This is a genomic window from Cupriavidus sp. FW305-26 (assembly GCF_058787975.1).
On sequence record NZ_JBYTAH010000105.1, the window covers coordinates 1 to 18858 of the forward strand.

Below are 18858 nucleotides of genomic sequence, written 5' to 3' on the forward strand. Positions count from 1 at the left end.
GTAGGTCATCGCCAGGCTCTTATTCCCAAAACCCCTCGACAGCGTGTGCTGCGAGGGGTTTTGTCTTTTCCGGCTCGGAATCTTGCGGGCTCAGTAGTCCGCCAGCTTCTCGCCGTCGACTTCCAGGAGCTGGTCCAGGCGCAGGGTCTCGCCAGTCTTGAGCTTCAGATATTCGGCGCCGCCCAGGCTGTACACGTCGGTAATGGTCTCGGTGCGCTGCTGGAGCAAGCCATCGGCGTCGCGGTAGTGGATCTGCGTGGGCCTGCGCACGGTGGCGAGGTCTTCCAGGCGGTCGTGGAACTCGCAGCTGATCGGGCTGTACTGGGCGGCTGTGCTGGTCATGGCTATGGATCCTGTGTGCTGGTTCATTCGCTGTCTTTCACCGACTGGATCAGGTTGTTGCGCAGCGACGCAACTGCCTTCTGGATCCGGGCGAATTCGTCCGGGGCCAGGCCGGTCGCTCCGGCGAGGCTGGATTCCAGGCGCCGCTCGCGCAGCTTGCGGCCGGCCTTGGTCAGGCGCACACGTACCTGGCGCTCGTCTTCGGGGTCGCGCTGCCGCTCCACATAGCCCATCGCCTCCAGCTTCTTCAGGATCGGCGTCAGGGTGTTCGATTCGAGAAACAGCTTCTCTCCCAGGCTGCCGACGGTCTGGTCGTCCTGCTCCCATAGCGCAACGATGGTGATGTATTGCGTATAGGTCAGCCCCAGTTGCTCAAGGACCGGTTTGTAGGCCTTGCCGAAGGCGAGGTTCGCGGAATAGACCGCGAAGCACAGGAAGTCCGAGAGCGTCGGGGTTGCGGCGGGCTTGTCGGTGGGTTTCATTTGCTGCCTCGTTGGCCAAAGACGGATGGATCGCAAGCGTCGATTATAGATCGTATGCGATTTTATCGCAGGTGCGATAACTTTCCGCGGCGGTTCCTGGAGCCCGAGGGAAGGGCGCCCGGAACCGGCAGAGAATCGTGCGCACAATCTGGCCTCCGCGGCGCTACGCGGTCTCAGGCGCGTGCGCCGTCGAGGTAAGGGTCGACCTTGCCGCGGGCGCCGTCGTAGTACGGGCTGCGCGTGCCGTGTACCGAGCGTGCGCCGTCGGTGTACGGATCGGCTGCGCTGGTGACCGAGCGGGCGCCCTCGGTGAAAGGGTCGCGCGCCGAACCGGCGGCTTGCGCGGCGGCGGCGGTCAACAGGGCGGCGGCGACAACGGTGTAGCGGGCGATGGAGGTGAGCGTGGTCATGGTATGCATCCTTGTATCAGGTGATGTTTAGTCGTATCCGATTACATCGCATACGGCTAATTGGAAATAACGAAAAGGTCAGGGAGTTACGACGTAAACACGTTCAGCGCCACCTCGATATTGCCGCGGGTTGCCTTCGAGTAGGGGCAGATCGCATCGGCGGCGTGAGCGAGTTGCGTAGCGACATCCTGCGGCAGGCCCGGCGCGCGCAGATTCAGGCGTGCCTGCAGGAAGTAATCCGCGCCGGTCTGGCCCAGGTCGACTTCGATGTCCACGGCCAGGTCGGACGGCAGTTCCAGCTTCATCTCCTTGGCCACGAGGCCGACCGCGGCGATGTAGCACGCCGACCAGGCACCCGCGAACAATTGTTCCGCGGTCGGGTGGGGCTGGACGGTCGTGAACACGTGCGCCGGGGTGGTGCTGTTGCCGGGCGACAGCGCGATGTCCAGCGTGCCGTTGTGGCCGCGTGAGGTAACGCCGGCGCTGCTGTGCATGGTGTGGGTCTTGCCGGTGGCGAGGACTTTTTCGATCTTGCTCATGGAATGGATCTCTGGTGGTTGTCAGTTGTATTTGAATCGCATCCGCTTAGATCGCATGCGATTGAATGCATAATGGAACATGGAGCTTCCCTTGTCAAGGAAAAATATCGTGTGCCCGGAAGAGGGCCGGAAATGCGTCCTTGCCTACGCTTGCGCAGTGCTGTTTGACATCTTAAGACGACTGGTCATATTATTCCGCCATGGCACGCACTGCAGACAAGACCGACATCCCCAACCGTTTGACGAAGGCGGGGCGCGAACTGTTTACGCGCCACGGCTACAACGCCACCGGCATCCAGCAGATCACCGACCACGCCGGCGTGCCGAAGGGGTCGTTCTACAACCATTTCGAGAGCAAGGAAGCGTTCGCGGCGGTCATCGTCGCGCAATACGCGGGTTTCCTGCAGCGGTCGTGGGAGGCGATGATCGATGAGGCGCCGTCTGCGCCAATGGCAGCGATCCGCTATGTCTTTGCCCGGATGATTGCGTACCACGAATCGAGGAAGCTGCAGGCTGGGTGTCTGATAGGTAACTTCGCGGCGGAGATTGCCTTGTCGAGCGAAGTCTGCCGGGCCGCCCTGCAATCCGCGCAACTGGCGTGGCGCGAACGCCTCGCCAGCATGATCTGCGAGGCCCAGGCGCACGGCGATATCCGTGCCGACATAGCGGCTGCCGAGCTATCCGGGCTGGCGTGGGATGCCTGGGAGGGCGCCTTGCTGCGCATGAAGCTCGAATGCTCTGTCGAGCCGCTGCGCCGCAGCGTCGACCTGATGTTTGACCACCTGTTCCAGCCGGCCGCTAACGGCGGTTCTCGCCGCAACAAGCCATAGACCAACTACGGAGTAAGTGATTCATGGGTGTACAGAACGAAGCCTTCCTTGCCGACGCGCTGTTCCAGCCAATCAAGCTGGGCAAGCTCGAACTGGCCAACCGCATGGCCATGGCGCCGCTCACGCGCAGCCGGGCCGACGACAACCTGGTGCCGACCGACATGGTGGTCGAGTACTACAGCCAGCGCGCCAGCGTAGGCCTGATCATCGCTGAAGCCACCCAGGTCTCGACCACTGCCCAGGGCTACACCAATACGCCGGGCATCTACACCCCCGAGCAGATTGCTGCCTGGAAGAACGTGACCGATGCGGTCCACGCTAAGGGCGGCAGGATCTTCCTGCAGATCTGGCACACCGGCCGCATGTCGCACACGCACTTCCAGCCGGACAACCAGGCCCCGGTCGCACCGTCGGCCATCGCTGCCAATGCCAAGACCTATATCAATGGCAAAGGCTACGTCGAATGCTCGGTCCCGCGCGCGCTCGAGACGGCCGAGATCGCTGGTATTGTCGACGACTTCCGCACCGCTGCAGCCAATGCCGTCCAGGCCGGCTTCGACGGTGTCGAAGTCCATGGCGCGCACGGCTACCTGCTTGACGCCTTCCTGCGCGATGGCACGAACAATCGCACCGACGCGTATGGCGGCAGCATCGAAAACCGCGCGCGCTTCCTGCTCGAAGTCATGGCTGCCGTGGTTAAGGAGATTGGTGCCGACCGGGTCGGCGTTCGCCTGGCGCCGGTCTCGCCCGTCAACGACGCGCTGGAGAGCAACCCACAGCCACTGTTCGAACATGTCGTGCGTGAACTGGAGAAGCTGCATCCGGTGTATATCCATGTCGTGGAAGGCCACACCGGCGGCCCGCGCGACAACGCCCCGTTCGACTATGAAGCGCTGCACCGCCTGTACACCGGCGTATGGATGGTCAACAACGGCTACTCCAAGGAGATGGCCGAAGAGGCGATTCGCCGTGGCAGTGCCGACATGGTCTCGTTCGGCCGCAAGATGATCACCAACCCCGACCTGCCGCGCCGCTTCCGCGAAAACAAGCCGCTGAACCGTCCGTTTGAAGACGCGTCGCTGTACGGCGGCAACGGTGCGCACGGCTACGTCGACTACCCCGAGCTGGGCTGACGCGGGCTCCGGCCAGCAAAAAAGCGCCCTTTGGAGCCGGGAGAAATACGTTCCAAAGGGCGCGTAAGCGCGTTTGACGATGGCTGCCTGCCTGAGGCAGGCTTGCTATGCACGGGCTTATGCCAGGGCGCCATCGGTATAGACGTCGAACTTGCGCGCGGGATCTGCCGATACCCCGCTGCGGTCCATGCCGGCCAGCGCGCCGTCGGTGTAGATGTCGAATTTGCGGGCAGGGTCGGCCGACACACCACTGCGGTCGAGGCCGGAAACGGACTGCTCGTTGACGGGTGAAGCCTCAACGCGAGTACCGTCGATGAAGACGTCGAAGCGGCCGGCCCGCGCAGCTTCGCTATAGACGTCGCGCATGTCGACGCGGAAGGTGTAGCCGGACTTGTCGCCGGCAGGAGCGCTGTCGCGGGCGGCGGCATGGGCAATGCCGGCAGTGCAGGCGACTGCAATCGCGGCGGTGGCGAAGATCGTGTTGGCGAGCTGGCGGATCATGGCGGTACTCCGATTTGCGGTAAGGAGGGCAGAACGCGGCGGGCGTCCTCTCGCTTATACGCAGAAGCTGTGCCACCGGATGCGGACCGACAAAAATGGAGTCGCAGCCCCGTCATCAGCGAATTCCGCCCGGCTGGCGGAGCAAATGTTGGGCAGAAACAAACTTGCGGCGTATCAGCCGCCCACCCAAACCAACAGCTTCAGCCATCAGCCGCTTCTCGCGCCGGCATCCCCGCCTCCAACTGCTCCCGACAACGTCATGCTCGCCAGGCCAGTGCGGGCATTGCCCGCGCTGATGGACGGCGCCAACGCCATGCTCCCCCTGTAGAATCGGCTTCCACGCAACCCTGGAACGTCCCGCATGGACTCTCACGCCCCGGATCGCGGCGCGCTGGTGCCGCTTGCCTATCACGCAACGGTGGTCGACTACCTGCGCCGCCATGAGCCCGAGGTCTGGCGCTGGGCCGGCGCCCGCGCGACCGGCGCCGATCACCGCGAGGCACTGCGCTCGATGCTGCTGCGCGACACCTACCGCATCGAGGCGGACGCACATGCCGACGTGCACGCGGCGCTGGCCGAGGCGATGGCGCGCCTCGGCATCGACGCCCCCGCGACGCTTTACCAGTCGCCGGGCCATGACATGAACGCGTCGCTGATCTACGTGCCGGGCGAGGTCCACATCATCCTGCAGGGGCCGCTGCTGGATCGGCTGTCGCCGCCGGAGCTGCTGGCGGTGTTCGGCCACGAACTGGCCCACTACCTGCTGTGGTCGCGCGACGACGGCCAGTTCCTGGTGGCCGACCGCATCCTGAACGACGCGCTGGCCGCGCCCGGCGCCAGCGCCAGCCATCGCGAGACCTGGCGCCGCTACGCGCTGCACACCGAGCTGTTCGCCGACCGCGGCGGCGCCGTGGCCGCCCGTGCGGTGGCGCCGGCCGTGTCGACGCTGGTCAAGGTGCAGACCGGCATCGGCAGCGTGGACGCGGCCGCCTACCTGCGCCAGGCGGCCGAGATCGAGGCCCACGAAGCGGGCGCGAGCGCCGCCCACAGCCATCCCGAGACCTTTATCCGGGCGCGCGCACTGGCGCTGTGGTGGGAGGGCGCGGCCGATCTCGATCCATGGATCGAAACCCGGCTGCACGGCCCGCTGGCGCTGGAGAAGCTGGACCTGCCGGGACAGATCCGCCTGCAGGCGCTGACGCGCGGCTTCCTGGCCCACTTCCTCGCCGGCACGCCGCTGGCGAGCGAGGCAGTACTCGCGCAAGTGCGCATGATGTTCCCCGACTGGCGCGACGACGAACCAGCGATCGGCCCCGAGGGGTTGGGGCCGGACGTGGCCGACGACAGCGTGCGCGGCTACCTCAACGCGCTGATGATGGACCTGGCGCTCGCCGACCCCGACCAGCAGGACGCGGCGCTGCTGCGCGCCGGCCAGGTGGCGCAGGCGCTCGGCAGCCTGGAAGCGCTGCATGGCAACCTGCGCCGCGACGCCGGCTTCGGCAAGCGCGAGCTGGACCGCTACCAGCGCCAACTCCACCGCGAACTGGCCAGGGAGGGCCGGGCATGACTGACAGCACGACCCACGGCACCAATACCATTCCGGATATGACCGGCAGCGGGGAGCCGCGCATGCTGCGCGCCCTGATCGAGGCGCAGGCGGGCGCGGCGCTGCCCACCGACGACGTCCTGGTGCTGGTGCTGCCGCTGTTCGCGCAGGTTGCCACGCTGCACGCGCAGGGCAGGGTGGCCGCGCTCGATCGCGACAGCATCCTGGTGGACGAGGATGGGGCGCTGCGCCTGCGCCGGCCCGATGGCGAGGCGCCCGTCATGGACATCGGCGCGGTGCATCGCGTGCAGCCGCATCCGGCCTCGGGCCTGAACATCGTCGGCGCGCTGCAGCTCGGCCATGCCGACGACGGACAGCGCGACCAGGCCGACCTGGCGCTGCAGCTTGACGCTACGGCGCCCGTCGCGCGCCCGGTCTACCTGCCCGGCCCGGCCAGCTGGGAACGGCTCGTCGGCCACCACGACGAAATCGGCGACATCTTCCTGCTCGGCATGGTGCTGGCGAGCCTGGCCTGCGGCCTGGACTTCGCCGACGAGGACGACCTGCGCAGTTTCGTGGCGCATCGCCGCAACCTGTTCCTGCTGCATGAGCGCTTGCATCCGATCGTCGCCGCGGTGATCGTCGAGATGACCGAGATCAACCGCCACGACCGCGCCACCGATGTCGCCGCGCTGGCGACCCGGCTGCGCACGTGGCGCGACCAGCCACTCGGCCTGGACGTCGAGCGTGCGCTGGCCGGCACGACCGGTGCCACGCCGCGCCGCGCCGCCGTGCTCACGCACCTGCGCGACCGCCTGTTCGATCTGTCGCGGCGCAACCGCCTGCTGCATTTCCGTCCGACCGCGGTCAGCGTCAACGTCACCGTGGCCAGCGTGCCGCTGATGCTGCAGATCGAAAGCGTGCGGCCCGAGCATATCTGCACCTGGGGCGGACCGTTCGCAGCCGACCTGGTGGCGGGCAAGCCGGTGTCGCTGCAGCGCTGGCTGCGCTTCGACGACCAGCCCTACCTGCCGGCGTCGCTGGACCGCCTGATCGCCGAGACCCGCCGCGACCGCGCCGAGTACGGCTTCAGCAACCTGCGCCTGGTGGTGGCGTTCCTGCGCTGGCACAACCTGAAGGAGGCGCCGGACGAGCGCATCGTGACGCCGCTGCTGTGGCTGCCGGTGGAGCTGGTCAAACGCAAGGGCGTGCGCGACCAGTACGTGATCCAGTGCGCGGGCGGCGAGGCCGAGTTCAACCCGGTGCTGCGCCACTACCTGAGCCAGCTGTACGACATCCGGCTGGATGAGACGGTGGATCTCGGCAAGACCTCGCTCGAGGAGATCCATGCCGGCATCCTCGCGCAGATCCGCCGCTCGGAACCGTCAGTGGAGCTGCGCCTGGTCGACAAGGCCGCGGTGCGGCTGGTGCGGCAGAAGGCGCTGCAGCGGATGCAGCAGTTCCAGCGCCGCAAGCCGGGCCCGGCCGCCGCGCGCACCGGTGGCTGGCTGCCGCCGTACAGCTATGCGCAGGACGACTACCGGCCGCTGGGACGCGCGCTGTTCGAGCACTGGGTGCGGCCGAGCGAGCTGCCGCAGCGCTTCGAGGCGGGCGCCGCACCGGGCGCCGGTCCGCGCCAGCCACACATGAGCGGCCCCGCCACCGCGGAAAGCGACGAGTGCCAGGGCTACGTGCTCGAGGAGTCCGAAGGCCACCGTTATGCCTGGGACCTGGACCTGACGCAGGTGACGCTCGCCAACTTCAACTACCGCAAGATGTCGCTGGTGCGCGACTACGCGCAGTTGCTGGACGAGCCCGGCGCCAATCCGGCATTCGACCGCGTGTTCTCGATCGATCCGCGCGACGTGGAGACGCAAGTGCCCGCGCCGCTCGCACCGGCCGAGCAGTGGAACGTGGTGGCGGCCGATGCGACGCAGAACGCCGCGGTCGGCCTCGCGCGCAGCCAGCGCAGCTTCATCATCCAGGGCCCGCCGGGCACTGGCAAGTCGCAGACCATCACCAACCTGATCGCCGACTACGCGGGCCGCGGCAAACGCGTGCTGTTCGTCTGCGAGAAGCGCGCCGCGCTCGACGTGGTGTTCCACCGGCTCAAGCAAAGCGGGCTGGACTCGCTGTGCTCCCTGATCCACGACTCGCAGACCGACAAGAAGGCCTTTATTGCCGACCTGCGTGCCTGCTACGAGCAGTGGATCGCGCAGCCGCACGATGGCGACGCGCTGGCTGCGCGCCGCACGCAGGTCGTCGAGGCGCTGGCCGCATACCAGCAGCGCATCGACGCATTCGAGTCGGCGATGGCCAGCGCGCCCGAGGCACTCGGCGACAGCGTGCGTGCGTTGCTGCGCCGCGTGGCCGCGTTGCCCGCTGTGCCCGAGGCAGGGCCTGCGCTGCGCGAGCGCCTGCCGGCGCTGGCCGCCTGGGACCGTCAGCGCGATCTCGCGCACCGCGTGCACCGCGCGATGCGCGAGCGCTTCGGTGTCGACAGCCTGGCCGCGCACCCGTTCGCGCGCCTGTCGCCGCAACTGCTGGCCGACGAGCGCGCCTATGGCCGCGCCGAGCAGCTGTGCCATGACGCCGAGGCGCTGTTCGATGCGCTCGACCCGCTGCTCGACAGTACCGCCAGCCTGACCGGCCAGGACACCGCGCTGGAGCAGGCACGCGCAATCGCCGCCGACAGTCAGTGGCTGCTCGACACGGGCCTGGCCGCGCATCTGGACCTGCTCGATGCGGCCTCGCCGGCGCAAGCCGCGCTGCGCGAGGTCCGCGCGGAGCTGGAGTCGCGCGCACAGGCACTCGCCGACGCGCAAGCCGCAACGTCTAACTGGCAGGACAAGCTGAGCCCCGGCGATACCGAATCGGCGCTGGCGCTCGCGCGGCGGCTGGAGCCGTCGTTCGCGCGCTGGCTGCAGCCCGCATGGTGGCGGCTGCGCGGCGAACTGAAGCGCCGCTATGACTTCGGCAAGCACGCCGTCCATCCGGGCTACGGCAAGGTGCTGGAAGCGCTGGCCGCTGAGCACGCCGCGAGCGCCGCGCTGGCGGCGACCGATGCCGACAGCCGCCGCCGCTACGGGGTCGGCGAGATGCAGGCTTTCCTGCGCGCGCTCGGCGAACTCGAGCGGCGCCTGCAGTCGGGCGCAGGCCCGCGCGAACTGGTCGCGCACTTGCGCCAGGCTGTCGACCCGGTCGCGGCGGCGCGCGCCGAGGCCGGTGCGCGCGAGTCGCTGGAGAAGCTCGCGCAGCGTGTACGCGACGGGCTGGCGCTGGCCGCCGATGCGCGCCTCGGCGACATCGCCGAACTGCTGCGCGACCTGCGCGAGGCGCTGGACGACCTGCCAGACCTGTTGCCGCTGTTGCGCGCGGTGCATGCGGGCGACCCCGCCTGTGCCGCCACGCTGCAGTGGCTCGATCACGCACCGGTGCAGCTCGAGGCGCTGGTCGCCGACGAGGCACTGCGCCGTCTCATGCGCGAGAACCCGGTGCTGGCGCGCTTTGGCGGCGCGGCGCTGGCGCAGGCTGCGCGCGCCGTGGCGCAAGGGCAGCGTGAACTGCTCGCGCTGAACGCGCAAGTGGTTCGCGCCACGCGGCACCGGCAGTTTGCCGAGCACGTGCGCGTGTCCTCGCTGTCGGCCACGATGCTGGACGCCGACGGCAAGGCGTTCAAGAAACAATACGCCACGGGTCGCCGCGAACTGGAGCACGAGTTCGGCAAGAGCATGCGCCACCGTTCGATCCGCGATCTCTGCGACGACGAGACCGGCCTCGTCATCAACGACCTGAAGCCGATCTGGCTGATGAGTCCGTTGTCGGTGTCCGACACGCTGCCGCTGTCGCCTGATCTGTTCGACGTGGTGATCTTCGACGAGGCCAGCCAGATTCCCACCGAGGAAGCCGTGCCGGCGCTGAGCCGTGCACGCCAGGTGGTGGTGGTCGGCGACGAGATGCAGCTGCCGCCGACAAGTTTCTTCACGGCCGGCGGTGCCGAGGGCGACGACGAGATCGTCGTGGAAGAGGAGGGCGAGCGCATCGCGATCAATCTCGATTCGGACAGCCTGCTGAACCAGGCCGCGCGCAACCTGCCCGCCACGCTGCTGGCGTGGCACTACCGCAGCCGTCACGAGTCGCTGATCAGCTTTTCCAACGCGGCGTTCTACGACGGTCGCCTGGTCACCATTCCCGACCGTTTGCTGGAGCAGGCCGAGGACGAGGCGCCTGCGCTGCGTTCGGACCAGGAAGATGCCGGCATCGCGGGCGCCGACGCGCTGCTGGCGCGGCCGGTCAGCTTCCACCGGCTGGCCGACGGCGTCTACGCGGACCGCCGCAATGCGCAGGAGGCGAACTACATCGCCCGGACCGTGCGCGAGCTGCTGCGGCGCGAGACCGGGCTGAGCCTGGGCATCGTGGCGTTTTCAGAGGCGCAGCAGGGCGCCATCGAGTCCGCGCTCGAGGCGCTGGCCGCCGAGGACGCGGACTTCGCGATGCGCCTCGAGCGCGAGTACGTGCGCGAGGACGACGACCAGTTCAACGGACTGTTCGTCAAGAACCTGGAGAACGTGCAAGGCGACGAGCGCGACGTGATCATCCTGAGCATCTGCTACGCGCCGGGGCCGGACGGCAAGATGCTGATGAACTTCGGCCCGATCAACCAGCGCGGCGGCGAGAAGCGGCTGAACGTGATCTTCAGCCGCGCGCGCCATCGGATGGCGGTGGTGTCGACGATCCAGGCCGAGGCGATCACCAACGTGCACAACGATGGCGCGGCCGCGCTGCGTGCGTTCCTGCAGTTCGCGCAGGCCAGCGCGCGCGGGCAGTTCGAACGCGCCCAGTCGGTGCTCGGCGCGCTGAACCCCGGCGCGCGCGACGCCTTCACGCGCGAGGCCACGCCGGACAGCGTCCGCGACGCACTGGCCGAGGCGCTGCGTGCGCGCGGCCACCAGGTGCACGCCAACGTCGGCCGCTCGCAGTTCCGCTGCGACCTGGCCATCGCCGATCCGTCGGGACAAGGCTACGCGCTGGCGATCCTGCTCGATGCGCCGTCCGAGCCGGTGACGGACACCGCCGAGCGCTATGTGTTCCGCCCCGGCGTCCTGCGCGGCTTCGGCTGGCGGGTGCTGGACATCCCCGGCAAGGACTGGCTCGACGATCGGGACGCGGTGCTGGCCCGCATCGAGGCCATGCTGGCCGATGGCGAGGATCGCGCGCTGGACGTGGAGGTCGAGATGCCGGTGCCGTTGGCGAAGCCGGCCGCCGCGCAGGATCCGGCGTCAACGGGCGAGGCCCGGACGGACGCGGCGACGGCATCGGCTGCGCAAGCGGAACTGGTTCGGAGCCTGCGCTTCGAACAGGGCACATCGCGCAAGTTCTGGCGTGCCAGCGTACGCGGGGCGGAGCTCTCCGTCACCTACGGCCGCATCGGCAGCACAGGGCAGACCAGCGTGAAGACCTTCGACAGCGCCGAGCGGGCACGGCGCGAGGCGGACAAGCTGGTGTCGGAGAAACTGCGCAAGGGCTACATAGAGGCGTAGCGCCTGGACAGGGCACAGGAGGCGGCACTACTAGCCGCCTTCGTCCTTGGGCCAGAAAGTAATGAGGATATTGGACGGTGCAACGCCGTTTTCGTCGCGCGGCAGCGGGTCGGATCGCTGCACCGCGCGCAGCACGGCGTTGTCCCAGGCCGCATTGCCGCTTGACTTGGCGAGCCGCGTCGACAGCACCGAGCCATCCGGCGCCATGCCCACGGCCACCACCGCCGCCGGATTGCCGCTGACGTCTTCATTGAAAATGATGTTCGGCTTGACCCGCTGCCGGACCCGCTCGGCATAACCGGACGAAGGCTTGGTGCCGGAGCCGGAGCCGACCCGTGTTCCCGAATTGCCCGCCTGCGACCGCAATCGCGCCAGTTCGCCCTGGCGCTGGGCATTGTCGGCCTGGCGCTGCGCTTCCGTCGCCTTGCGCTGCGCCTCCTTGCGGGCCGCTTCGGCACGGGCCTGGTTCTCGCGCTGCCGTGCTTGTGCCTGGTCGCGCGCGGCCTGCTCGGCCTTGCGCTGCTTTTCCTGCAGCGAGATGTCGGCGTCTTCCTCTTCGACCGGCTTCGGGCTTGGCGCCGGCGTGATTGCAGGCGCTGGCGTTGCGGCTTCCGGGATCGCCTCCCACAGTTCGGCCGCGATACCCTCCGGCGCCGCGCTGCGCCAGCGCACGCCATAGTAGAGCAGGGCACCCAGCAGCAGGTGCATGAACAAGGCCAGCAGGAAGCACCTCAGGGTGCCCCGTTCAGGCACTGGCTGATAGGGATAGGCGACGGTCTGCATGGATCGCGCGCCTTGCCGCTGCTCGTTTTGCGCTTGCTCTCCTAGGTACCGCCAGTTCCGCCGGCGGACGCATCCACGTGCCGCTCCAGTTTCAGATACGAGTCAGCCGCGACCAGGCCGAACACGATGTGGGCAATGGCGGTCACCCAGCCTCGCGCTTCGGCAAACCATGGGAAGACGGCAGTCATGCCGTGAAAATTGACCAGGTACAGGACCAGGCCGAACAGCGCCCCCACCACCGAGGCCATGCCGACGCTCGAATCGAAACGGAACGGCGCCATGATCGCTGCCAGGATTACCGCGAACACGACAGAGAGCACGAAGTGGACCACCACGGCCGCTACCAGCACGCTCATCTGGAAGGTGGCAGCTTGCGCCAGCACATCAGGGCCCAGCATGATGGCCGCGATCATGGTCAGCGGCTTCCAGACGCTGGCCCCCATCAGCATGGCCGCCAGCAAGTCGAGCACCAGGAATACCACCCCGGCGACGAGGCCCGCCAGCGCCGCCGCACGCCAGTCCGGCCACCGGTGCGCGTAGCGATGCGATTGCATATGAAGTTCCATGACATCCTCCTTTGATGCGGCAGAAACCAGAGCCGCTTTCCAAGGCGCAACTTCATTCTATGGGGTGCAACCGCATCAACCAAGCGCAGTCAACGCTGCAAAGCATAGAGCTGGCGTGGCAGGGCGCCAGTGTCTCGTCAAAGGCTCATGACAGGACACTAGCCCTTCGTAAAGATCTCCAGAAAGTGCTTGCTCGGATCCTCGAAGTAGATCCGACGGCCGCCATCGTCGGTGTTGACCTCACCTGGGCGGCGGCGGTACGGGTCCGCCCAGTAGGTCAGGTTGCGCGCGCGGACGCGGGCAAAGCCCTGATCGAATTCGGCGTCGCTGACCAGGAAGGCATAGTGCTGCAGGGCAACATCGCCCTCCGCGTCCATGAAGTCCAGGGTCACGTCATTGTCCAGCCGCACGCCGAGAAACGGCCCGAACGGCTCGGCCGGGGGACGTCCGAGGATCTCGCAGAGGAAGTCGGCGGAGACCTTCTTGTCGTGAGAAAAGACGATGGTGTGGTTGAGCTGGATGGCCATGCCGCAATCTCCGGGAAGGATATGTGCAAGGAACGGCGAGCAAGCCGGCCGGGGACGGCCAGCCGGCCGTCACGCAGAAGCTGGCGTGCGCCACGCTTGCAGCGTAGCCAGCGCGGGCAATGACGGCAACCTTGCCTTGCAGGCCAGGCCTGGCTGGCGCTTCCCTTCAGGCGTGGCGTTAGCGCCTGAAAGTCCGGCCGGGTCAGATGCATCCTTCACTTCCAACCATCCGCCCCGTAGCCACCATTCGGCCATCACCAAACGCGATGGCACGCTCGCCATTTATTGCTTTACGACACCCTTCGCCTCTTTCATCCTCATCGAATAACGGCTTGCTGCTTATGCTTCACAACTGGTGGCATGCCGCTTCAAAGGAGACATGAATTGAAAGGTATCAAAGGGAAGGCATTGCGTCTTCTCCGTACTGGAGGCTTGGTTCCCGCGCTAATGATAAGCGGCTCAGGCTGGGCGAGTGGGTATCCGGTGAAGCCGGTGACACTGATCGTTCCACAAGCGCCTGGTGGTGCCAACGATGCCGTGGCGAGAATCGTGGCGCAAAGACTCGGTGCGGTGCTGGGCCACCCCATTGTCGTCGACAACCGGCCGGGCGCCGGTGGCAATATCGGCATCCAGGTAGCCGCGAAGGCACCGCGCGACGGCTACACGCTACTGCTGACAGTCGGCAGTTCGTTCACCATCAACCCGTCGCTATACCGGAAGATTCCGTTTGATCCGGTCAAGGACTTCGAGCCGATTACGCTGGTGGCAACGGCGCCGTACGTGCTGGTCACGAACCCCGCAATCCAGGCCAGGTCTGTCCACGATCTGATTGGCCTGGCCAGGTCGAAGCCAGGAAAACTGGACTATGCCTCCGCGGGCAATGGCACGCTGAATCATCTGCTCGGGGAAATGCTGAAGGCAAAGGCTGGCATCGATATTACTCACGTTCCGTACAAGAGCGCAGCGGCAGCGGCTACTGACGTGGTTGCCGGCCAGGTTCCCATAACGTTCGGCAGCTTGCCAGGCGTGATGCCGTTCGTGAAAACGGGGCAACTCCGCGTACTTGGCGTGGCCACAGAGAAGCGGTCAAGACTGATTCCCGAGGTGCCGGCGATAGGGGAGGCCATTCCCGGGTACAGCGCGGTCTCCTGGTATGGGTTGCTTGCGCCAGCCGGTACGCCAAAGGAAATTCTTGCCCAGCTTCATGCGGAGGCCACCAAAGTCCTGAATAGCAAGGACGTGCAGGACAAGCTGGCCGCGCAAGGAGCAGAGGCCGCATCCAATACGCCAGAGCAGTTCCGCGCTCTGATCAAGGACGATCTGGTGAAATGGGCGAAGGTCGTCAAGGACTCGGGAGCACAGGTCGATTGAGTGACGGGGGGCGAGACAGTCGGCGTGTCCATCGGGCCGGACGGCATGTCGGCCCGCCTTGCTATCCCCGCTGCCGTTTGCTGCGACATTCTTTCTGGAGCCGGGCCTGCTTTACCTCCGTGGTCGTCTCCGTTTGCGCCCGTTGATCGGGCGCTTTTTTCCGCCACAGATTGGCGCTATGCAATGCAGGTGTTCCAATGGCGAAACCCTTCAGCGGCTGCCCTATTCAATTTCCACCACATCGACAACCTGGTGCTGATTTTTGTAGCGAACTTCCTGGCGCATGACGAATCGCCGGGCGGGACAATACCAGTCGGTCATGTCGAGCACCGTCGGCTCCAGTTCGATATCGGTATCGACCAGCCGAAAGCGGCCAGGATCCACGAACTTGGTATATCGGATCGGCCAGCAGAGGAGGGTGCCAGTGGCAAGCTTCAGGCGCTGCAGCGGACCCACCGTCCGCTCAGACAAGGTCAGGCGAACATTGGAACCAACGAAATCAGAGACAGTGGTGCCGGTGCGGCGATCCACAATACGAAAGTCGTAGCGGGACGCAAACGTTTCCGCCGGGAGTACCTGGCCCTCTGTCAGCGCCGGCGGATACAGCAGCAGTCCGTTCGAGTTGGTACTCATTTCCCCGACCAGCTCGGTGTACTGGCCGTGGGCCTGAACGCGTGCATTGAGGCTGCGCACGACTGGCTGTCCCGAGCGTTCGTCAATCACGAGCCGGTGACGCTGCACGGTCTCGACGGGCGGCCCCATCAAGCGCCGGAGGGCGGACCTGGAATAGATGTCCAGATCGAACGAGCAAAGGTCGCGCTCGAAGTCGTTGACGTTGCGGAAGAAGGCAATGGTTGTCATCGGCGTCAATCCGTCCGCTTCGAAGCGGATCCGTCCGCCGTCATGGACATAGGGCGCATCGCATATCTGTCCGGCGTGCACGCGGTGCGACGCGGTCCCGAGCAGACCGCCTGCGGCGAGCCAGGCCGCGGCAAGCGAACGCCAGACTGGGGCCGCTCGTATCTTCATCACGGTTCGTTTCAGCATTCGAGTGGGAGTTCAAGTGTGTAGGCGCGGTGGAGTCATTCCGCGCCGGCAAGGCTCTATCATGCTGGATAATGAGAAAAACCGTATCCTTCATCTTCATGAAAAGAGGTGTGACAAATGATCCAGATCCTGGGAATTTCCGGCAGCCTGCGGGCACAGTCGTACAACACCGCACTGCTGCGGGCGGCGCAGGCTGAGGCGGGCACGCAGGTCCGGCTTGATATCGCCACCCTGCATGGCATTCCGCTTTACGATGCGGATCTGGAGGCGCGTGAGGGCTTGCCTGCCGCCGTGGTGGCGTTGCGCGAACAGGTCATGGCGAGCGATGGCCTGATTCTGGCCACGCCTGAATACAACAATGGCATCCCCGGGGTCTTCAAGAACGCTATCGACTGGCTCTCGCGGCCGGCCGGGGATATTCCCGTGGTCTTCGGCAATCGCCCGGTTGCGGTGCTCGGCGCCTCGGCCGGGGGCTTCGGCACGGTGCTGGCACAGAACGACTGGCTGCCGGTGCTCAAGACGCTGGGCACGCGGCACTATACCGGCAACCGGCTGCTGGTTGCGCGCGCCGGCCAGGTATTCGACGCGCAGGGCGAACTCACCGATGCCGGCATGCGTGCGCGGCTCAGGGAGTTCGTTGCCGGCTTCGCCGCGTTCGTGGAGGGCCCGCGCGCGGGCTGAGCATAATCGGGCCGGTGCATCCTTGCCGCGCGCCATGATTCGCGCTTCGCGCGAGGCTGCCAGGCCGCAAACTCATAGTGGCGCCAGCACCCGCAGGACGTCTTGCTGCCTTCCGGGCGATTTTTTGCGCCCCATTCCTTGTATGCGTTCAGCAAGACCTGCCAGCCATCACCTTGCACCAGCAGTCCGGGCCCCGCGCCGAACACGCGCTCGCGCGAATCCGCCTGGCGGATGCCGTCGATGCGGTCCTCGCCGAGCTGCGTCAGCATGTAGCGAGCGCTACCAGGCAGGCGTGATTCCGCTGCTGGCCGCAAGCCTGTTTCGCTGCCAGGTACGCTATGACGAGACCTGGGCCGGCCTGGAATTTCCGGTGGCGTACCTGGATCAGCCGCTCAAGACCGGCAATCCCCAGGTCTTTCTTGAAGCCGTAAAGCTGTGCAAGGAACAGTTTGGCAAGCTCAATCGCCAGCAGACTCTGACGGCCCGGGTCAGGCGCCTGATGCTCGAGAAGGAAGGTGGATTTCCCACGCTGCTCGCCACCGCGCGGCACCTTAACATGACGCCGCGAACGCTTCATCGCAAGCTGATGGAGGAGGGGGCCTCCTATCGTGAAATTCTGGACGATATCCGCCGCCGGCTGGCAATTGTGCACCTGAAGGCGAATCGGCTGACTATCCAGGAGATCGCATTCACGCTCGGCTTCAGTGACCTGGCGAATTTCAGACGTGCCTTCAGGCGCTGGGAGGGGATGGCGCCTTCCGATTACCAACGGCAAGTCCCCGGGATCGCCGCAACACCATCGGAACATCGACGGCCCTGACCGTTGCGCGCATGGCGCAGCGATCCGGCGCCAGCCCTTGCGCTACAAGCTACCGATCCAGCTATTACGATAAGTATCCTTATCGTAATAGATACATCGATGCGCTAAACTGGCGTATATGAAAACTCGCTTGACCCTGACCCCGCCGGAACCGACCCCGCCATCCGGCTTCCCCGATGCCACCTCACTCGCCGCGCTGCGCGCCTGGCATGCCGGGCTGACGACGCGCGAAGCCGTCGCACGATATCTGGGCGAGGAGCGGGCGCAGGGCCAGTCGTCGCGCGGCATCCTCGGGCGCATCCGCCGCCAGCTTGCCGCATACGCCCGCAGCCGCCAGCGCGAGGACCTGGCTGCGCTGTTTGAAATTTCCGCGGCCGAGCGGGCGGAGAAGGGCAGGGCAGCGGACCATGCCATCGAGACGCTGCGTACGCTGCCGCCGCCGGCACCGGCAATCAGCGACGACATCGGCTTGTGGCTGGCGCCGCGCACGGTCGCCGCGCTGCGCGCGCAGGGCATCGACACGCTGGCGGCACTGACCGTTCGGGTGCCGCGCCGGCGCCGCTGGTGGGCCGCGATCCCCGGCCTGGGCGCGGCCGGGGCCCGACAGGTCGAAGCCTTCTTTGCCCGGCACCCCCAACTGACCGAACGCGCCCGGGCGCTGCTCGCGCAGGCGCCGCGGGGCATGGTCGTGCCATGGGAGCAACTGCGGCTGCCGCATGAAGTGGATGGGTCGCAGGGGAAGTTCCGCGCACCGCGCGCGACCTGCGCCCTCAATGCGGACAACGATTACGCGGCGATCCAGGCGTGGCTGGCCTTGCATGAGTCGCCAGCGACGCAGCGCACCTATCGCAAAGAGGCCGAGCGGCTGATCCTGTGGGCGATTGTCGAGCGCGAACGGCCGTTGTCGTCGCTGACCACTGAGGATGCGACGGCCTATCGCAGCTTCGTGCGGCGACCGGCGCCCCGGGAACGCTGGGTAGGGCCAGCGAGACCACGTATCTCGCCCGACTGGCGTCCGTTCACCGGCAGCCTCTCGGCGCGCTCCACCGCCCATGCCTTGTCTGTACTGGGGGCGATGTTCCGCTGGCTGATCCAGCAGCGCTATGTGCTGGCCAATCCGTTCGCCGGGATCAAGGTGCGCGGAGGAGGGCGGTCGGCGGCGCTGGACAGCTCGCACGCGTTCACGGAAGGCGAATGGCTGCTGATCCGCACCATTGCTGACGGCCTCGAATGGTCCTATGGCTGGGACGGCCCGGCGGCCCAGCGCCTGCGCTTTGTGCTGGACTTCGGCTACGCCACCGGACTGCGCGCCAGCGAACTCGTCGGTGCGACGCTCGGCGACGTTGAAAGCGATCCCCATGGCGACCATTGGCTCAAGCTGGTTGGCAAAGGAGCCAAGGCTGGCAAGGTGGCACTGCCACCGTTGGCGCGCCTGGCGCTCGACAGCTATCTGGCGGAACGAGGCCTGCCAGTCACGCCAGCGCGATGGGACCCGCAGACCCCACTGATCGGCGGCCTTGGCCAGGATCCGGCCAGTGGCATCACCGGCACGCGCCTGTGGGGCGTGTTGCGGCGCTTCTTCAGGCAAGTGGCGGACTTGATCCAGGCGGATCACCCTTCCGCCGCCGACAAGCTGCGGCAGGCGAGCCCGCACTGGATGCGGCACTATATACCCTACCGGATTATGTCTCGTAATCGCGTGATGGCCCGTTTTTCAGGGCAAACGGGCGACGCCGGATA

The 18858-nt window shown here is 66.6% G+C and carries 17 protein-coding genes and 1 pseudogene; 8 read left to right on the forward strand and 10 right to left on the reverse strand.

The features are described 5' to 3' along the window. Nucleotides 1-90: 90 nt before the first annotated feature. The 4 genes from AC3WQZ_RS33245 to AC3WQZ_RS33260 all read right to left on the reverse strand — a co-directional run bounded on the left by AC3WQZ_RS33245 (nucleotide 91) and on the right by AC3WQZ_RS33260 (nucleotide 1773). Nucleotides 91-342: a hypothetical protein gene (locus tag AC3WQZ_RS33245; protein ID WP_058698380.1), complete on the reverse strand. Its 252-nt coding sequence runs from the start codon at nucleotides 340-342 to the stop codon at nucleotides 91-93. Nucleotides 343-365: 23 nt separating this feature from the next. Beyond that, entirely contained in the window at nucleotides 366-824 is a 459-nt protein-coding gene (locus AC3WQZ_RS33250; RefSeq protein WP_018314951.1) for a MarR family winged helix-turn-helix transcriptional regulator, read from the reverse strand. A gap of 173 nt (nucleotides 825-997) precedes the next feature. Continuing rightward, nucleotides 998-1243: a hypothetical protein gene (locus tag AC3WQZ_RS33255; protein ID WP_234788249.1), complete on the reverse strand. Its 246-nt coding sequence runs from the start codon at nucleotides 1241-1243 to the stop codon at nucleotides 998-1000. Nucleotides 1244-1320: 77 nt separating this feature from the next. Beyond that, nucleotides 1321-1773: an Ohr family peroxiredoxin gene (locus tag AC3WQZ_RS33260; RefSeq protein WP_010811761.1), complete on the reverse strand. Its 453-nt coding sequence runs from the start codon at nucleotides 1771-1773 to the stop codon at nucleotides 1321-1323. Nucleotides 1774-1973: 200 nt separating this feature from the next. Between AC3WQZ_RS33260 and AC3WQZ_RS33265 the strand changes: the two genes are divergently transcribed. Both AC3WQZ_RS33265 and AC3WQZ_RS33270 read left to right on the forward strand, forming a co-directional pair. Continuing rightward, nucleotides 1974-2603 (forward strand): TetR/AcrR family transcriptional regulator, encoded by a 630-nt coding sequence (locus AC3WQZ_RS33265; RefSeq protein ID WP_010811762.1) that lies wholly within the window; start codon nucleotides 1974-1976, stop codon nucleotides 2601-2603. 23 nt (nucleotides 2604-2626) lie between these two features. After that, complete coding sequence (locus AC3WQZ_RS33270) at nucleotides 2627-3736, forward strand: alkene reductase (protein ID WP_058698382.1); 1110 nt, start codon at nucleotides 2627-2629, stop codon at nucleotides 3734-3736. Between the two features lie 117 nt (nucleotides 3737-3853). On the opposite strand, the gene AC3WQZ_RS33275 is transcribed toward AC3WQZ_RS33270, so the two are convergent. Beyond that, on the reverse strand, nucleotides 3854-4237 hold the full coding sequence (locus tag AC3WQZ_RS33275) for a hypothetical protein (protein ID WP_058698383.1): 384 nt from the start codon (nucleotides 4235-4237) through the stop codon (nucleotides 3854-3856). Nucleotides 4238-4598: 361 nt separating this feature from the next. Between AC3WQZ_RS33275 and AC3WQZ_RS33280 the strand changes: the two genes are divergently transcribed. Further along, nucleotides 4599-5804, forward strand: coding sequence for a M48 family metalloprotease (locus AC3WQZ_RS33280; RefSeq protein ID WP_058698384.1), 1206 nt, complete (start codon nucleotides 4599-4601; stop codon nucleotides 5802-5804). Continuing rightward, complete coding sequence (locus tag AC3WQZ_RS33285; RefSeq protein WP_492301977.1) at nucleotides 5801-11323, forward strand: AAA domain-containing protein; 5523 nt, start codon at nucleotides 5801-5803, stop codon at nucleotides 11321-11323. The genes AC3WQZ_RS33280 and AC3WQZ_RS33285 overlap by 4 nt, the downstream gene beginning before the upstream one ends. 30 nt (nucleotides 11324-11353) lie before the next feature. Here AC3WQZ_RS33285 and tolA read toward each other — a convergent pair whose 3' ends face one another. The 3 genes from tolA to AC3WQZ_RS33300 all read right to left on the reverse strand — a co-directional run bounded on the left by tolA (nucleotide 11354) and on the right by AC3WQZ_RS33300 (nucleotide 13199). After that, nucleotides 11354-12106, reverse strand: coding sequence for a cell envelope integrity protein TolA (tolA, locus tag AC3WQZ_RS33290; protein WP_010811767.1), 753 nt, complete (start codon nucleotides 12104-12106; stop codon nucleotides 11354-11356). A 41-nt stretch (nucleotides 12107-12147) separates the two neighbouring features. Then, nucleotides 12148-12672 (reverse strand): hypothetical protein, encoded by a 525-nt coding sequence (locus tag AC3WQZ_RS33295; RefSeq protein ID WP_011615222.1) that lies wholly within the window; start codon nucleotides 12670-12672, stop codon nucleotides 12148-12150. A gap of 158 nt (nucleotides 12673-12830) precedes the next feature. After that, the gene (locus tag AC3WQZ_RS33300; RefSeq protein ID WP_010811769.1) at nucleotides 12831-13199 is read right to left on the reverse strand and encodes a VOC family protein; all 369 of its coding nucleotides are present in this window, start codon (nucleotides 13197-13199) and stop codon (nucleotides 12831-12833) included. A 384-nt stretch (nucleotides 13200-13583) separates the two neighbouring features. Between AC3WQZ_RS33300 and AC3WQZ_RS33305 the strand changes: the two genes are divergently transcribed. Further along, nucleotides 13584-14570 (forward strand): tripartite tricarboxylate transporter substrate binding protein, encoded by a 987-nt coding sequence (locus tag AC3WQZ_RS33305; RefSeq protein ID WP_439671674.1) that lies wholly within the window; start codon nucleotides 13584-13586, stop codon nucleotides 14568-14570. Between the two features lie 222 nt (nucleotides 14571-14792). Here the strand turns inward: AC3WQZ_RS33305 and AC3WQZ_RS33310 are convergent, their stop codons facing one another. After that, nucleotides 14793-15617: a hypothetical protein gene (locus AC3WQZ_RS33310; protein WP_231881401.1), complete on the reverse strand. Its 825-nt coding sequence runs from the start codon at nucleotides 15615-15617 to the stop codon at nucleotides 14793-14795. Between the two features lie 117 nt (nucleotides 15618-15734). Here AC3WQZ_RS33310 and AC3WQZ_RS33315 point away from each other — a divergent pair, with 117 nt between their 5' ends. Beyond that, nucleotides 15735-16298 (forward strand): NADPH-dependent FMN reductase, encoded by a 564-nt coding sequence (locus AC3WQZ_RS33315; protein WP_010811772.1) that lies wholly within the window; start codon nucleotides 15735-15737, stop codon nucleotides 16296-16298. A 158-nt stretch (nucleotides 16299-16456) separates the two neighbouring features. Here AC3WQZ_RS33315 and AC3WQZ_RS33320 read toward each other — a convergent pair. Then, nucleotides 16457-16567: pseudogene (locus tag AC3WQZ_RS33320) on the reverse strand (SphA family protein); the annotation flags it as partial. Between the two features lie 23 nt (nucleotides 16568-16590). Between AC3WQZ_RS33320 and AC3WQZ_RS33325 the strand changes: the two are divergent. Together AC3WQZ_RS33325 and AC3WQZ_RS33330 are read left to right on the forward strand one after the other, a co-directional pair. Beyond that, the gene (locus AC3WQZ_RS33325) at nucleotides 16591-17118 is read left to right on the forward strand and encodes a helix-turn-helix transcriptional regulator (protein WP_011615225.1); all 528 of its coding nucleotides are present in this window, start codon (nucleotides 16591-16593) and stop codon (nucleotides 17116-17118) included. A gap of 118 nt (nucleotides 17119-17236) precedes the next feature. Further along, nucleotides 17237-18858 (forward strand): site-specific integrase (locus AC3WQZ_RS33330; protein ID WP_492301979.1); only part of this gene is annotated, 1622 nt, incomplete at its 3' end.

Bases quoted from the DNA above. Each gene is read 5' to 3' on its own strand.
- AC3WQZ_RS33275 (WP_058698383.1), bottom strand. From the start codon at position 4,237: ATGATCCGCCAGCTCGCCAACACGATCTTCGCCACCGCCGCGATTGCA.
- AC3WQZ_RS33280 (WP_058698384.1), top strand. From the start codon at position 4,599: ATGGACTCTCACGCCCCGGATCGCGGCGCGCTGGTGCCGCTTGCCTAT.
- AC3WQZ_RS33285 (WP_492301977.1), top strand. From the start codon at position 5,801: ATGACTGACAGCACGACCCACGGCACCAATACCATTCCGGATATGACC.
- AC3WQZ_RS33260 (WP_010811761.1), bottom strand. From the start codon at position 1,773: ATGAGCAAGATCGAAAAAGTCCTCGCCACCGGCAAGACCCACACCATG.
- tolA (WP_010811767.1), bottom strand. From the start codon at position 12,106: ATGCAGACCGTCGCCTATCCCTATCAGCCAGTGCCTGAACGGGGCACC.
- AC3WQZ_RS33300 (WP_010811769.1), bottom strand. From the start codon at position 13,199: ATGGCCATCCAGCTCAACCACACCATCGTCTTTTCTCACGACAAGAAG.
- AC3WQZ_RS33295 (WP_011615222.1), bottom strand. From the start codon at position 12,672: ATGGAACTTCATATGCAATCGCATCGCTACGCGCACCGGTGGCCGGAC.
- AC3WQZ_RS33270 (WP_058698382.1), top strand. From the start codon at position 2,627: ATGGGTGTACAGAACGAAGCCTTCCTTGCCGACGCGCTGTTCCAGCCA.
- AC3WQZ_RS33315 (WP_010811772.1), top strand. From the start codon at position 15,735: ATGATCCAGATCCTGGGAATTTCCGGCAGCCTGCGGGCACAGTCGTAC.
- AC3WQZ_RS33310 (WP_231881401.1), bottom strand. From the start codon at position 15,617: ATGCTGAAACGAACCGTGATGAAGATACGAGCGGCCCCAGTCTGGCGT.
- AC3WQZ_RS33250 (WP_018314951.1), bottom strand. From the start codon at position 824: ATGAAACCCACCGACAAGCCCGCCGCAACCCCGACGCTCTCGGACTTC.
- AC3WQZ_RS33255 (WP_234788249.1), bottom strand. From the start codon at position 1,243: ATGCATACCATGACCACGCTCACCTCCATCGCCCGCTACACCGTTGTC.
- AC3WQZ_RS33265 (WP_010811762.1), top strand. From the start codon at position 1,974: ATGGCACGCACTGCAGACAAGACCGACATCCCCAACCGTTTGACGAAG.
- AC3WQZ_RS33245 (WP_058698380.1), bottom strand. From the start codon at position 342: ATGACCAGCACAGCCGCCCAGTACAGCCCGATCAGCTGCGAGTTCCAC.